Consider the following 14,356-nt stretch of genomic DNA (forward strand, 5'->3'; position numbering starts at 1 on the left):
AAAATGGACGCAGTTGCAGTAATCGATATTAAAGATTCTATTGTAGTCAGGGCAGTGGCAGGGAAAAGAAATGAGTATCAAGCAGTTGAAAGCAGAATTTTAAAAGATGGAGAAATCACCCCTTTAGCTGTTGCAGCTGCATTTTATGAAAAATTAGGCATAAGAAAAATTTATATTGCTGATTTAGATGCAATTTTAGGAGATACTAATAATATAAAAATGATTAAAAAAATTAAAAATGAGTATCCTGATCTGGAAATAATTCTTGATGCAGCATTTGATAGAAATAATTCTCCAATTCCTTATTTAGAAGAGTTTCTGGATTATGCAGTTATAGCAACTGAAACAATTAAAAATTTGTCTTTTTTAAATGAATTAAAAGATTATAAAGCTAAAATTATTATTAGTATGGACTTAAAAACAGGTAGTTTGATCCATAATATTCAAAAATGGCAGAATAAAACTTTGAAAAATATAGTAAATGAAATAAAAAAATTAGGTTTTCAAAATTTTATTATACTTGATTTGGCCAATGTTGGTACAGCTTCAGGTATCTCAAAATATATTAGAGAGCTCAAAATCGAATTTCCAGAATTAAATCTGATTACCGGTGGGGGAGTTAAAGATTATAGAGATATTAAAAAATTAAAGCGGTTACAATTTTCTGGAGTTTTAATTGCTTCAGCATTTCACAACGGTTCACTCGGCGAAAAAGAAGTAAGATTAATTGAAGCTGATGATATCTTGTATCAAATTGCCTGGTGTATTACAGGAGCCGGTCATCTGCTTCGGGAAAGCATTGATCAGATTGAAGAACTTCTTGCAGAAAATAGTAAATTAAAAATTGATATCTATCTAAGTAAGGCCGGTTTGGAAGTTTTAAAAATTTATAAATTCTATCAGCGTTTAGAAAATTTGGGCTGTCAAATTTACAAAGATAACTCTGCCAGTTCTCCAATTATCGGTAAAATTTATAAAGGTTATTATGATGTATTAGTTTCAGCTCCTACGACTTCTAATACCACTGCCAAATTTGTATTAGGCATTTCCGATACTCTGGTGAGTAATTTGCTGGCCCATGCCGGTAAAACAAAACTGCCAGTTGTAGTTTTACCAACCGATATTGATCAAAATCTTGTTTCAGCTGCTCCTGGTAAAGAAGTTGATGTTTTTCCTAGAGAAATTGATTTAAAAAATACAGAAAAATTATCACAACTAGCTGATACAAGTGTTATTTCTGAGCCAAAAGAGGTGAAATCATGCCTAAAAAAATTTTTTTAACTGGTAAGCTGGCATATTCCTCTTTAAAAAAAACATTGGCAAGGTTAAATTTAGATTTTGATTATCAAATTTTAAAAATGCCAATAACAGTTGCTGCTTTAATGGACAGCAGTTTTATCATCAGAAATTTAAAAAAAGCTGAAATTCATAGTTCTGCAGAAAATTTAGAAATAATTTTGCCGGGACGTTCTCAAGCAGAAATAGAAATAATTAATAAAGAATTAAAAAACGAACTGCTTGAATTTCAAAAAGGGCCTGATGAGATAATAGATTTACCAGAATTTTTTGGAAAAAAAACAGCAAAAATTGATTTTGAACAAGAAAAAAGAGGCCATAAAATCATTGCAGAAATAAATGAAGCTTCTCTAATGGATTTAGATGAAATAATAAAAATAGCTGATTACTATCATCAGAATGGAGCCGATATAATTGATCTAGGGTGTGTGAATGGAAGAGAATTTCCCCATCTAGAAGAAGTGATTTATTCATTAAAAGAAAAAAATTATCAGCTTAGTATAGATACTTTTGACCAAGATGAAATAATTAGAGCTTCCAAAACAGGAATTGATTATTTATTAAGTATTAATAGTCATAATCTTGAAGTTTTAAATTATGAGGTAAATTATTTACCTGTAATTATTCCAGATCCGGAATCAGGAAATCTAAAATCATTATATAAAAATATAAAAAAAGTTAAGAAAAAGGGGATTAAAAATTATATAGTAGATCCAATTTTAGATCCAATTAATTTTGGTTTTAGTGAATCGCTTTTTAGGTACTTGAGTTTAGCTAAAGACAAAAAATTAAAACAGGAAATGATGATGGGAGTTGGAAATTTAATTGAATTAAGTGATTGTGATAGTACAGGTCTAAATTTTATTGCAGCAGCTTTAGCGGTGGAATTAAATATTGAATATCTCTTAATTACTGAAGCTTCTTTTAAAACCCGCGGAGCAGTAAAAGAATTAGACTTAGCACTTAAAATTATTTCACACGCCGAGCAAGAAAACAGTTTACCCAATAACTTGTCTAATTTGCTGCTTAATCTTAAAGATAGAAAAGATAGGAATTATACCAGGGAAGAAGTTAAAGAAATTAAAAACTCAATTACAGACAGTAATTATAGAATTTTAAATGATGGAAAAGCAATAAATATTTTTAATGCAGAAGAAGAATACAGAGGCAGAGATATCAGTGAGCTATTTTTTGAACTAAAAAATACTAATGAGCCTTCACATGCTTTTTATTTAGGTAAAGAATTACAGAAAGCTTATACAGCCTTAAATTTATCTAAAAATTATAGACAGGAAGATGAACTTGATTGGGGATATTTAAATTCTAATTTTAAATCAGAAAAATTTAAGGAGAAAAAAAATGATAATTGAAACGGTGGTCAGCACAGTTAATAAGGATAATGAACCCCATTTTGCAGCAGTAGGAGTAGAATTTATACAGCAAAAAGCGGTATTTAATCTTTATAAAAAAAGTCATACTTTTTCTAATTTAAAAAATAAAGATTCTGGCATTATAAATGTAGTTGATAAAGCAGAATATTTACTAAAAGCTGCATTAGGATCAGCAAAAATAGATTTTTCAAAAATAGAAAAAAGAAATTTATATTATTTAACTGACTGCTGTAGCTATTATCAATTTAAACTAATAAATATTGAAGAACAAGCAGAAAAATATTTGGTTAAGGTAGAGATCACTAAAGCTGAAGAAAACCGAAAATATATTGGTTTTAACAGAGCAAATAATTTATTAGTAGAAGCGGCTGTGATAGCTTCTAGAATAGGAATTACAAAAACAAAAAATGATTTGGTGCAGTTTATTAATCAAAATCGAAAAGTGATAAATAAAACAGGAGACAAAAATACTCAAGAGCTTTTAAAATTCCTTGAAAGAAATATTTAAAATAATAATTACAATACAATAGGAGTGGTATTCTTGATTCAAATTAAAACTCCAGCTAGAATTCATTTTGGTCAATTAGATTTAAATGGAGATTTAGGTAGAATTTATGGTGGTTCTGGAGCAGCAATTGTAGAACCATATACTTTAATCAAAGTTGAAAAAAACAGTAAATTAGAAGTTGAAGGTTTAAAAAAAGAAAAAAAGAAACTTATTATTGAAAAATTTTTATCTGATTTAAAGAAAAGAAAATTATTAACTAAAAATCAAGGTGTTAGAATAATAATAGAATCATTGCTTCCTGCCCATTATGGACTGGGCTCAGGGACTCAGTTTGGCTTGGCAGTAGCCGAAGGGATAAATAAACTATATGACTTAAAGTTAGAGCCTAAAGAACTGGCTCAGATAGTTGACCGTAAACACAGCCGCTCAGCAATAGGATTTGGTGCTTTTTATCAGGGAGGATTTATTGTTGATGCTGGTAGACCAATTTCAGATAAAAATAATGATCAATATTTACCTCCAATAGTCTATCAGAATAAATTACCATCTGAATGGAGATTTTTAATAATAATTCCTCATTTTAAAAAAGAAAAAATAGCAGGAAAAAAGGAAATTAAAGCATTTAATGAAATTGAAAAAATGTCAGTACAAAAATGTGCGGAAAATGCACATCATCTGCTTTTAGGAATGTTACCAGCTGTCGAAGAAAATAATATAGATAAATTCAGCAGTCACTTAAATATAATAGAAGATAATGTATCTGAATATTTTTCCAAAGCTCAAGGAGGGAAGTACAGCTCAAAACATGCTCAAGAAATCATTGATCTTATGGTTAATGAGGGTGTTTTGGCTCGTGGTCAGAGTTCCTGGGGGCCTGCCTTGTATGGTTTAGTAGAAAATAAAGAAAAAGCTAAAAAAATTAAACTAAAATTACAGGAAAAATTATCAGAAAAGATAAACGAAATTCATATCACAAAAGCGGCAAATAATGGAGCTGAAATTACAAAAAGTGTATAAAATATAAACACTGTATTAAAACTATACATATATTTAATAAATAATTTTAATTGTTTAAATATTCACAATTAATAAAACTTAATATCCCCGTCAGAATAGGCTTAGTTTTTTTAATATAAAACAAGCTCATTGGTATAATTTATGCATTATAATATAGATGGAGATAAAACATATGAAATTTAAAGCTTTCGTTAATTAAGGCTGTTTTATAACATTTATTTAATTGAATTTATTTCTAAATCTTGAAATTAGAAATATGTTACTATCTCCATTTTTGTTTGTTTTAATTTTTAATAATAAAAAAGGGGGGGAGGAAAATCGTAGAGTAGATTTTTTTGGGCATTTTAGAATGAAAGTTTAAACAAAATTTTGAAAAAGATTATTTTAAAACTAAAAGGAGGATGTTTTATGGCAGCTAATAAAAAAATTGCAAAAAAGATGATTGATGAGGCAGTAGCGGCTCAAATGGCTGATGTTGGTGTATTTAAAGAAAAAAGAGGGGCAAAGTTCACAATTAGTGATGCTAAGCCTTATGTAGATGCAGTTAAGAATATGAAAGCTATTGAAGGCCAGTCAAAAGAAGTTATAGACTTACATGTTGAGTCAGTGAAAGCTCATTATGAAATACTTAAAGATTTAACAGATACAATAGCACCAAAAGATGACCCTTTTGTAGAACATTATCAAACACCTCCAATTCTAGAAATCTTATATGAAGAAGATCCAGATTTCCGCAAAGCAGCAGAGAAGTTTATGGAGCAGTTAAAAAATGATGAGGCTTTAATTGCTAGAGAATCAATGCGCAGGTATGGTGGAATGTATGGACCAACTTGTGTAGTAGACTTTGCTTTCAGCCCTGGCTCAGTTAGTAATGTTGTCAATGAAGTATTAAAAAATACTGATATTGATGGTGACTACAAAAAAACAATACTTGCAGCAAAATCATGGGGTATGAATACTTCTTATGGTATTGGTGGCGCCTTTACTGAAGCTGTAGAAGCAGGTAAGACAGCAGCAGAAGCAGCAGAAGCTGAAGTAAAAACAATGCAGATGCTTTATGATACTCCTGTAGATGCACAGGTTAAATTAATGGAAGATGCAGATATGGATTCATTTGACTGCAGAGAATACATGAAGCGCTACAAAGAATGGATGAAACCATTTGTTTTAGCAGCTAAAGAAGCTGGAGTTCATCCAGCTAATATTGTTGTAGTTCCTGCTTATTGTGTTGGTGATGTTGGTCACCATATCGCCCAATCAACATTTAACATGCTTAAAGATGATGTTACCATGGAAATAGTAGAAGTTGTATCTAATGTAATGAAGAATACTCTTGAAAGAGGATTAGATAAAGGTTATGACAGCCTCTATGATATTTTAAGTGTTGCAACAGGTTCAACAGCTGCAGCAGTTAGTTCAATGTTATGGGATGAAGGATTTACAGCCCCAATGATTATAGATCTCTTAACAAAGAGATTCCACAATTATGTTAATTTAAATCCAGCTAGAGGTCAGGCAGCAGAGCTCCATAATGTTGACTTTATGGATATGATTCACCGTGGTGACAAGATTATTGATGATCAGCCAATAGGTGCCGGCTGTAAAGTTAAGGGTATAGATATTGACTTTAGTCCAATTGAAGAAAGCTATGTACTTCAAAATACACAGGACTATGCTTATCCAGCTTGTTCAATTTCTGTTAAATTCTCATCCTTAATGCGTCTTGCTGATTTCCCATGTCTATTGACAAGTGAGCCAGTTACTGCTACTTTAATGACTAACATTATTGCATTAGATCCTGGTTCAGTAGTTGCACCAGCACGCTACTGTAAAGACTGTGCAGTTTGTATGTATGTTAAGAAGCATAAGCACTGTAATTGGAAGGATACTGTTTAATAAAATACAACACTAGTCTAATTAAATAAATGTTTGTTGAAGACAGTGGATAATCCACTGTCTTCACAAATTATATAGGGGTGGAAAAATGAAAAAATTATTAATTCAGTTAGATACTGATAAAAGAGCAAGTACTTTTGATCAGGTAGTAGCCTATGATGCGGGTGCAGATAATTTAATAATTCATTCGAAAATTACTAAAGAAGAAGTAGAAGATATTATCTATGGAGCTATATTTACCCGCTCACCTAAAAAAATGAAAAACACCGCGGTTTTTATTGGTGGATCAGATGTTGAAAAAGGTGAAAAGATTATGGAAGCGGTAGAGGATGTATTTTTTGCAAATTTTCGCGTTTCTGTAATGCTGGACTCAAATGGATCAAATACGACTGCTGCAGCCTCAGTTTTAAAGGTAAAAGAAGAAATAGATTTAGCTGGTTGTGAAGTATTGATTTTAGCAGGTACTGGACCAGTTGGTGTTAGAGCCGCCGCTCTTTTTGCAATGGAGGGTGCTTCAGTAACTATAACTTCCCGCAGTCAAGAAAAAGCTGATAAAAAAGCTGAAATGATAAAAGAAGAATATGATCTAGAAAAAATAAAGGGAGTTGAAGCAAAAACTGATGCAGATTTTATAAAAGCTATGAAAAATAAAGAAGTAATTCTATCAGCAGGACCTCCCGGGATTAATTTTATTAGTCGTGAAATGTGGAAAAATGAGGATTCAATAAAAGTTATGGCTGATATTAATGCTGTTAGTCCAGCTGGTATAGAGGGGATCGAGCCACCTGCAGATGGTGATACAATTGATGGTATAAAAGTTTTTGGTGCCTTAGGCATTGGTAGTTTGAAGATGAAACTTCATAAAAAAGCTGTTGCAGAATTATTCAAAACAAACGATCTAAGTTTAAATGCTGTGGAAGTATATAAATTAAATGAAAAACTATAAAAATATAAATCTAATTTTAACATCATTCTCAACCAGAGCCGCAGCAGACTGTTTTTCGACTTTGAAAAATTTAAAAATTTATTCCTTTGATTATTTTGGGGATCTTGATTTAAAAGAAATTGTCGATTATTCTTATTCGCTCAAAGAAAATAAGCATAATTTTAAAACCGAGGTGTTATTTGAAGCTGTTAAAAAATTTCTAAGACAAAATCAGAATCAAGAATATGATTTAATTTATGCTTCAGCTTGGGATAATCATCCTGAACTGCTTTACCAACTAGAAAAAATTAAAAATCTAAGACTCAGGGGTAATTCAGCTGCAGTAATTTCGAAATTAAATCAAAAAGAGACTTTAAAAAATTTATTTAAGCTGGCTGAAAAAGCTGGATTTAAAACCCCTGATTTATTTTTGAATAAAAACGATTTTTACTATTTTTCAGATAAAATTGATAAAGATTTGATAATAAAACCATATCAAAGTGGTGGTGGTTTAGATTTAAAATTAATTAAAGCTGGAACTGCCAAAGAAAAAGTTTTAAAAGATAATTTTACTGCAAACGGAAGCTTTTTTGCCGAAGAATTTATTAAAGGAAATAATAGATCCTGTCAATTTGCTGCAGATGGTAAAAAAGCGAGAATACTTTCTTTTACCCAAGAATTAAAAGCGGATGCTGTAAATCCTAAGTTTAAAAATAGTTTTAAATATGCAGGAAATATTTTGACCAAAGAAGATGTGAAATCAAGAAACATTATCAGCACTTTTATTAATGAGCTTGTTAAAAAATATTCACTGCAGGGAATTAATGGAATTGATTATATTAAAAATGAGCAGGGTATATTTTTTATAGAATTAAATCCACGTTTTACAGCTGCTGTAGAATTAATAAAGGATATTTATCGAGAAGAACTTCTCAACATTTATTTAAAAAATGAATTAGCAGCTGATTATTTAAAAAAATATTTAAAAAGAGATTTAGGACTTTCTGCTAAGGTAATTTATTATACTGACCATAATTTTAAGTTAAAAAAAACTTTGTCTGAAATTTTTAAAATAATAAAACAAGAAATCCCCCCTAGAATACTTGCCGAATCTAAAATTGAAATTAAAGATTTACCGAAAAAAGGGGAATTTTTTAAAAAAGATGATCCTGTTTTTAGTTTAATTATTAAATCTAAAAACAAAAATGATTATTTATCAATAAAAAATTTGGTTTTTTCTGAGTTTAAAAAATATTTTATTTAAGATATATTGAATTTGTTTCTAAGAAAGGAGAGGATTAATTTTGTCTGATAATAATTTTATTTTAATAACTGGTAGAACAATAAAGCAGGGAATGGCTTCAGTCTCTGGCAAAAAAAGTGATAATTATAAAAAAGAAACTTCTTATGTTGAAGTTAGTAAAAATGTGCTCCAGCGAATGAACATTGAAGAAGGAGAAACTGTTATTTTAGAAAGTGAGGCCGGTAGTGTCGAAGTAAGTTGTAAAGCAGCTGATTTAGAAGAGGATATAGTATTTATGCCTTATGGCCGTATCGCTAATAGTTTAATTGGAACTGATACTGGCGGGACCGGGATGCCTAATTCCAAAAGCAATGTGGTAAAACTTATTCGAAAGGAGGCGCAGACTAATTGACAGAATTAAAAACCTTTAAAAACATAACCTGTACTTTTTGTGGTGCACTCTGTGATAATATTGAAGTTAAAGTAAAAGATAATAAAATTGAAGAACTCAAAAATGCCTGTGCAATTTCCAGAAAAAAATATGAGCATGCTTTAAAAGACAGAACAAGTCCAATGATTAATGGAGAAGAAAGTACCTATCAGGAAGTTATTGAGAAAGCAGCAGAAATTTTAAAAAATAGTAAAAATCCATTAATTTATGGTTTGAGCAGTACTACTGCTGAAGCTCAAAAAAATGCGGTTAAATTGGCTGAATTATCTGGAGCAAATATTGATAGTACATCTTCAGTCTGCCATGGCCCTGGAACAATGGCCAAACAGCTTGTTGGTATGATAACAGCAACTTTAGGTGAAATAAAAAATAGATCTGATCTAATGGTTTTTTGGGGGGCAAATCCAGTTGAAGCTCATCCAAATCATTCTAAGAGATACACTATGCTTTCAGAAGGGCTTTTTAAGAAAAATCGTTCAGATCGAGAAGTAATTGTTTTTGATGTTCGTAAGACACCTACAGCTAAAATGGCTGATCAATTTATTAGAGTGGAACCCGGAAAAGATTTTGAGTTATTAATGGCATTAAGATTAATAATTCAGGGTAAAAAACCTGAAACTGAAGCTGGTAAAGTTGCTGGTTTAGAATTGGCAGAAATTGAAGCAGCTGCAGAAAAATTAAAAAATGCTCGTTATGGAAGTATTTTTTACGGTATGGGTTTAACTATGACCGGTGCTAAATACATGAACACCTGGGCAGCGATGAGTTTAATTAGAGACTTAAATAATGATCACCAGCGGCGATTTGTAATGATGCCGATGCGCGGACACGGGAATGTAGCTGGTAGTGAAATAACTATGGCCTGGCAGACAGGATATCCTTTCGCTGTTAATTTCAGTAAGGCCTATCCCCGCTATAATCCGGGAGAATATACTGCAGTAGATTTATTGGCTAATAAAGAGGTAGATGCTGCTTTTATAATTGCTTCAGACCCGGCAGGTAATTTACCAAAAAAAGCTGCTGCCCATTTAAAAGATATACCAACAATTATTCTTGACCCACACTGGAATTTTACCAGTGATTTTGCAGATGTCGTAATACCCTCAGCTTTGAAAGGGATTACTGCTTCGGGAACAGTTTATCGAATGGATCATGTTCCTCTGCATTTGAGATCTTTTTTAGAAGATGAGTGGCCGGATGATGCAGCTGCAGTAGCACAAATAGGGGAGCTGATAGAAAATGCTTAGACTTAAAAATGCAGTAATCTATGATCCCACAAATAATAAAGATGGGGTTAAAGAAGATATTTGGATTGAAAATGGAAAAATTGCTGCTGAGCCAAAGCCTGAGGTTGTAAAAGAACTAAAAGCTGCTGATGATTTAGAAGAAATCGATTTAAATGGAAAAATTGTAATGGCAGGTGGGGTGGACATTCATTCTCATATTGCCGGACCTAAGGTAAACTCTGGTCGTGTTTTAAGACCTGAAGATCACAGACGTGATAATGTTGCTCGTAAGGGTAAACTTCGTTCGGGTGTTGGTTCTACAGTTCCATCTAGTTATGTAACAGGTTATCGCTACAGCTTAATGGGTTACACAACAGTAATGGAAGCTGCGGGTCCACCAATGAAGGCCAAACATATTCATGAAGAATTTGGTGATCTACCCTATATAGATAAAGGATTTTTGGTATTAAGCGGCAACAACTATTTTGTTTTAAAATTTATTAGTGAAAATAACCAGCAGGCTTTAAAAGATTATCTGGCCTGGTTGATAAATGTAACAGGAGCTTTTGGCTTAAAAGTTGTTAATCCAGGTGGAGTTGAAGCCTGGAAAGAAGGCAAAAGGATGAGGGGGATTGATGAAAAAGGAACCCATTTTGATTTGAGCCCGAAAGAGATATTGCTCGCTTTAGCTAAAGCTGCAGATGATCTTGAACTACCACATCCGATTCATCTTCATACAAATGATCTTGGTTCAGCTGGTAATTACAAGACAGCCATCAATACGATGAAGCTTTTAGAAGATTATAGACTGCACATAACCCATGTTCAATTCAGCAGTTATGGCAAAAATGAAGATTCAAAAATAAAATTTGCTATGGCTACAGATGAAATTGCAGCTGAAATAAATAGACAGTCAAAATTAACAGTAGATATCGGCCAGCTTGTATTTGGCGAAGCTACAACTATGACTGCAGACGGTATTTTAGAATATAATCTGCATAAATTATCAGGAAACAAATGGGTTAATACAGATGTCGAAATGGAAACTGGATCAGGAATTGTGCCGATGAACTATAAAAAAAAGAATTTAGTTAATGATATTCAGTGGGCAACTGGAATGGAGTTATTCTTAAAAATTGAAGATCCCTGGAAGGTATTTTTGACAACAGATCATCCAAATGCAGGTCCTTTTACTGCTTATCCCTGGATTATAAAATTGCTGATGGATAAAAATTATAGGAAAGATTATATCTCAGACTTAAATGATAAATTTGATGAGTATACGGATTTATCATCACTGGATAGAGAATATAGTTTGAGTGAAATAGCAGTAATTAGTCGGTCGGGGCCAGCTAAAGCACTTGGACTAAAAAACAAAGGCCATCTGGGAGTTGGAGCAGATGCAGATATAACCATCTATAATAATATTGAAGATAATGATATTGCAGAAGTTTTTGCTCATCCTGCCTATGTTTTCAAATCAGGAAAAATGATTGTTAAAGCAGGAGAACTATTAGATAACTTAGAAATTGGTAAAACCTTAGTTACAAAACCCGAATATGATCAAAATATTATTGAGTTAATTAGAGAGGACTTCCAGAAGTACTACAGTATTTCAATAGATAATTATCCAGTTACCGATCATTATTACGATAAAATTGAGGTGATTCCATGCGTTACCAAGGAATAGAAATAGAAGATACTTTTGCTGAAGCTTTTACCATGTATGGAACCAGAGTTATAGTAACAGCAGATAATGAAAAATGGGTTGATACTGCAGCCAGAGAGGCAACAGGATTTGCAACTTCAATCATTGAGTGTGGGATTGAAGCTGGAATCGAAAAGAAATTAAGTCCAGCTGAAACTTTAGACGGTAGGCCTGGAGTCAGCTTACTATTTTTTACAATGAAAGAAAAATCACTTTTAAAAGAGATGCGGAAAAGAATTGGTCAAACAATTATGACTGCAGCAACTACAGCCTGTTTTAATGGGCTTGATTCAGAAAAAATGATAAAAGTTGGTGGAAATATTCGTTATTTTGGAGATGGCTTTCAGATTTCAAAGCTTTACGATGAGCGTAGATTCTGGAGAATTCCAATAATGGGGGGCGAATTCTTAATCGAAGAAAGCTTTGGGGTTCAAAAAGGTATAGGTGGAGGCAATATAATTATAACAGCAGAAGATTCTAAAACTGCTTTAAATGCTGCGGAGAATGCAGTCGAAGCAATGCGGAAAATAGAAGGGGTTGTTATGCCTTTCCCAGGGGGGATTGTCAGCAGTGGCAGTAAAGTTCAATCAAAGTATTCATTTTTAAATGCTGCCACTAATACTAAATACTGTCCAACAATTAAAGCACAAACAGAGTCAAATTTAGTGGAGAATGTTGGTTCAGTTTTAGAAATAGTAATAGATGGTTTAAGTGTGGAAGCAACTGCAGAGGCTATGAGAGTTGGAATCAAAGCAGCTGCTGTAGATGGAGTTGTTAAAATAACGGCAGGTAATTATGGTGGAGATCTTGGAACAGAAAACTTTTATCTCAAGGAAATTTTACGAGGTGATCTGGATGACTAAACTAAAACTTAAATTAAAAAAAGAAAATCCAGCCTTAATCAAAAAAGGAAAAGAACTGATTGGTAAAATTCCTGTGGAGGTAGAAAATATACGAGCAGATTTGATTAAAAAAATGACATTGGCTGAGATAAAAGAGCTGGAAATTAGGGCCGGAAAAGAAATTTATCAACTGCAGGACTTTTTTGAAATTAAAGGAGAGCCAGCAGAAGTGATTGAAATTGATGGTGACTTATCTAATTTTAAATATTTAGGTGCTGCTATGAATTCAGGCACAATTATAGTAAATGGAGATATTGGAATGCATGTTGGTTCAGAGATGAGTGGGGGCAAAATAGAAATTAAAGGTGATGCAGGAGATTGGCTGGGAGCAGAAATGACCGGGGGTATAATAACTGTAAATGGTGATGCTGGTAATTATGTCGGTGCTGCTTTTAGAGGTGATAAACTCGGGATGAATAGGGGTTTAATCTATATTGGAGGCAATGCAGGCAACTTTGTAGCTAATAAGATGCGCAGGGGCGAGATTGTTATTAAAGGTGATTGTGGAGACATGCTGGGTGCTCAAATGATAGCTGGCTCTGTCTATGTTTTTGGTAAATGTGGAAAAAGAGCAGGAGCAGGTATGAAAAGAGGAACAATTATTACCTTTAGTGACTTAGAAATTCTGCCTACTTTTAGCTATAATATAAGCTATTTCCCTAATTTCTTAAATATTGCATTTAAGCATCTTCAGCATGATTATCAAATTGAAATTTCTGATCAGTTTTTTAATTCAGAATATATGAGATATACCGGTGACAATACTGAATTAGGGAAAGGGGAAATTTTAATATGGAAAAAAGATTAGACCTCAACAAAAATGCAGTGATGCTGGTTAAAGAAATGATCAATGAAAAAATCTTATTAAATATAGATGTGGTTCATTATAATGATGGAATAGTTGTGATTGATGGTGGGATTGATGTTGGGGGTGGCTATCGAGCTGGGGCATTCTTTTCCGAAATCTGTCTGGGGGGATTAGGAGAAGTAGATTTTATTGATTATGAAATTAATGATTATCTGATTCCTGCAGTTAAGGTGGAAATTGATCATCCTTTAGAAGCCTGTATGCTTTCTCAATATGCGGGTTGGAAAGTTGAAAAGAATGATTTTTTTGCCATGGCTTCTGGCCCGGGTAGAATTTTAGCTGCGAAGGAAAAATTATTTGATGAGTATAATGGATATCATGAAAGCAGAAACTCGCCGGCAGTAATTGTTTTAGAAAGTTCCCAACTTCCAGATGAGAAAACTGCTAAGTATATTGCAGATGAAATGTGTACCCCATGCAGCAACAGCTATATTTTAACAGCGCCAACAGAATCATTGGTTGGTTCGATTCAAATAAGTGCCCGAATTATTGAAACCGGAATGCATAAAATGCATGAATTAGATTTTGATTTAGAAAAAATAGAATCAGCCTGGGGAATTTGTCCTATTTCACCAACGGCTGATAATACTTTAAAAGCTATTGGCAGAACAAATGATGCAGTCTTATACGGTGGAACTGCATATTATCAGGTTTACTGTGAAGATAGTGAAATAGAAGAAATTTTAGTAGATATTCCTGCATCTGCCTCAGAAGATTATGGAGAAAGTTTTTTAAATCTTTATAAGAGATATAATAATTTCTATGATATTGACCCCATGCTTTTTAGCCCTGCGCGTGTTATAATAAATAATAGAAAAAGTGGAAAAACTTATAAGGCAGGTAAAATTAATTATAAGATACTTGAAAAATCATTTTTTGAGCAATAAATGATTTAGAAAATGCTTAAAAAAATATAAAAAGCATA

The 14,356-nt window shown here is 32.5% G+C and carries 13 protein-coding genes; all 13 read left to right on the plus strand.

Annotated elements, in window-relative coordinates; genetic code table 11:
- The first annotated feature begins 3 nt into the window (after positions 1-3).
- The 13 genes from C7954_RS05020 to mch all read left to right on the plus strand — a co-directional run bounded on the left by C7954_RS05020 (position 4) and on the right by mch (position 14,318).
- Positions 4-1,281, plus strand: a complete 1,278-nt coding sequence (locus C7954_RS05020; protein ID WP_073160000.1) for a HisA/HisF-related TIM barrel protein — start codon at positions 4-6, stop codon at positions 1,279-1,281.
- Positions 1,260-2,666 carry a DUF6513 domain-containing protein gene (locus C7954_RS05025; RefSeq protein WP_134058943.1) on the plus strand — a complete coding sequence of 469 codons (1,407 nt, stop codon included), beginning with the start codon at positions 1,260-1,262 and terminating at the stop codon, positions 2,664-2,666. Before C7954_RS05020 ends, C7954_RS05025 begins: the two co-directional genes overlap by 22 nt.
- Positions 2,656-3,195, plus strand: a complete 540-nt coding sequence (locus tag C7954_RS05030) for a DUF447 domain-containing protein (RefSeq protein WP_089716788.1) — start codon at positions 2,656-2,658, stop codon at positions 3,193-3,195. Before C7954_RS05025 ends, C7954_RS05030 begins: the two co-directional genes overlap by 11 nt.
- Before the next feature lie 24 nt (positions 3,196-3,219).
- On the plus strand, positions 3,220-4,212 hold the full coding sequence (locus C7954_RS05035) for a beta-ribofuranosylaminobenzene 5'-phosphate synthase family protein (protein WP_243833645.1): 993 nt from the start codon (positions 3,220-3,222) through the stop codon (positions 4,210-4,212).
- A gap of 408 nt (positions 4,213-4,620) precedes the next feature.
- Positions 4,621-6,108: a DUF2193 domain-containing protein gene (locus C7954_RS05040; protein ID WP_073160009.1), complete on the plus strand. Its 1,488-nt coding sequence runs from the start codon at positions 4,621-4,623 to the stop codon at positions 6,106-6,108.
- Between the two features lie 88 nt (positions 6,109-6,196).
- The gene (locus C7954_RS05045; RefSeq protein WP_134058946.1) at positions 6,197-7,054 is read left to right on the plus strand and encodes an NAD(P)-dependent methylenetetrahydromethanopterin dehydrogenase; all 858 of its coding nucleotides are present in this window, start codon (positions 6,197-6,199) and stop codon (positions 7,052-7,054) included.
- 61 nt (positions 7,055-7,115) lie between these two features.
- Positions 7,116-8,297, plus strand: coding sequence for an ATP-grasp domain-containing protein (locus C7954_RS05050; RefSeq protein ID WP_166667680.1), 1,182 nt, complete (start codon positions 7,116-7,118; stop codon positions 8,295-8,297).
- A gap of 40 nt (positions 8,298-8,337) precedes the next feature.
- Entirely contained in the window at positions 8,338-8,688 is a 351-nt protein-coding gene (locus C7954_RS05055; RefSeq protein ID WP_073160015.1) for a molybdopterin dinucleotide binding domain-containing protein, read from the plus strand.
- Entirely contained in the window at positions 8,685-9,974 is a 1,290-nt protein-coding gene (locus tag C7954_RS05060) for a formylmethanofuran dehydrogenase subunit B (RefSeq protein ID WP_073160016.1), read from the plus strand. Before C7954_RS05055 ends, C7954_RS05060 begins: the two co-directional genes overlap by 4 nt.
- Positions 9,967-11,643, plus strand: coding sequence for a formylmethanofuran dehydrogenase subunit A (locus C7954_RS05065; RefSeq protein WP_089716791.1), 1,677 nt, complete (start codon positions 9,967-9,969; stop codon positions 11,641-11,643). Before C7954_RS05060 ends, C7954_RS05065 begins: the two co-directional genes overlap by 8 nt.
- The gene (fhcD, locus tag C7954_RS05070) at positions 11,625-12,524 is read left to right on the plus strand and encodes a formylmethanofuran--tetrahydromethanopterin N-formyltransferase (RefSeq protein WP_073160018.1); all 900 of its coding nucleotides are present in this window, start codon (positions 11,625-11,627) and stop codon (positions 12,522-12,524) included. Before C7954_RS05065 ends, fhcD begins: the two co-directional genes overlap by 19 nt.
- The gene (locus C7954_RS05075; protein WP_073160019.1) at positions 12,517-13,371 is read left to right on the plus strand and encodes a formylmethanofuran dehydrogenase subunit C; all 855 of its coding nucleotides are present in this window, start codon (positions 12,517-12,519) and stop codon (positions 13,369-13,371) included. Before fhcD ends, C7954_RS05075 begins: the two co-directional genes overlap by 8 nt.
- A complete protein-coding gene (gene mch, locus C7954_RS05080; protein ID WP_073160020.1) occupies positions 13,356-14,318 on the plus strand; it encodes a methenyltetrahydromethanopterin cyclohydrolase in 963 nt (320 codons plus the stop codon). Before C7954_RS05075 ends, mch begins: the two co-directional genes overlap by 16 nt.
- Positions 14,319-14,356 lie beyond the last annotated feature (38 nt).

The organism is Halanaerobium congolense, assembly GCF_004366375.1.
GTDB classification, from domain to species: domain Bacteria; phylum Bacillota; class Halanaerobiia; order Halanaerobiales; family Halanaerobiaceae; genus Halanaerobium; species Halanaerobium congolense.

What these genes read in the sequence shown, in the direction of transcription:
- C7954_RS05020 (WP_073160000.1), top strand. Translation starts at nt 4, where the DNA reads ATGGACGCAGTTGCAGTAATCGATATTAAAGATTCTATTGTAGTCAGG.
- C7954_RS05025 (WP_134058943.1), top strand. Translation starts at nt 1,260, where the DNA reads ATGCCTAAAAAAATTTTTTTAACTGGTAAGCTGGCATATTCCTCTTTA.
- C7954_RS05030 (WP_089716788.1), top strand. Translation starts at nt 2,656, where the DNA reads ATGATAATTGAAACGGTGGTCAGCACAGTTAATAAGGATAATGAACCC.
- C7954_RS05040 (WP_073160009.1), top strand. Translation starts at nt 4,621, where the DNA reads ATGGCAGCTAATAAAAAAATTGCAAAAAAGATGATTGATGAGGCAGTA.
- C7954_RS05045 (WP_134058946.1), top strand. Translation starts at nt 6,197, where the DNA reads ATGAAAAAATTATTAATTCAGTTAGATACTGATAAAAGAGCAAGTACT.
- C7954_RS05065 (WP_089716791.1), top strand. Translation starts at nt 9,967, where the DNA reads ATGCTTAGACTTAAAAATGCAGTAATCTATGATCCCACAAATAATAAA.
- fhcD (WP_073160018.1), top strand. Translation starts at nt 11,625, where the DNA reads ATGCGTTACCAAGGAATAGAAATAGAAGATACTTTTGCTGAAGCTTTT.
- C7954_RS05075 (WP_073160019.1), top strand. Translation starts at nt 12,517, where the DNA reads ATGACTAAACTAAAACTTAAATTAAAAAAAGAAAATCCAGCCTTAATC.
- mch (WP_073160020.1), top strand. Translation starts at nt 13,356, where the DNA reads ATGGAAAAAAGATTAGACCTCAACAAAAATGCAGTGATGCTGGTTAAA.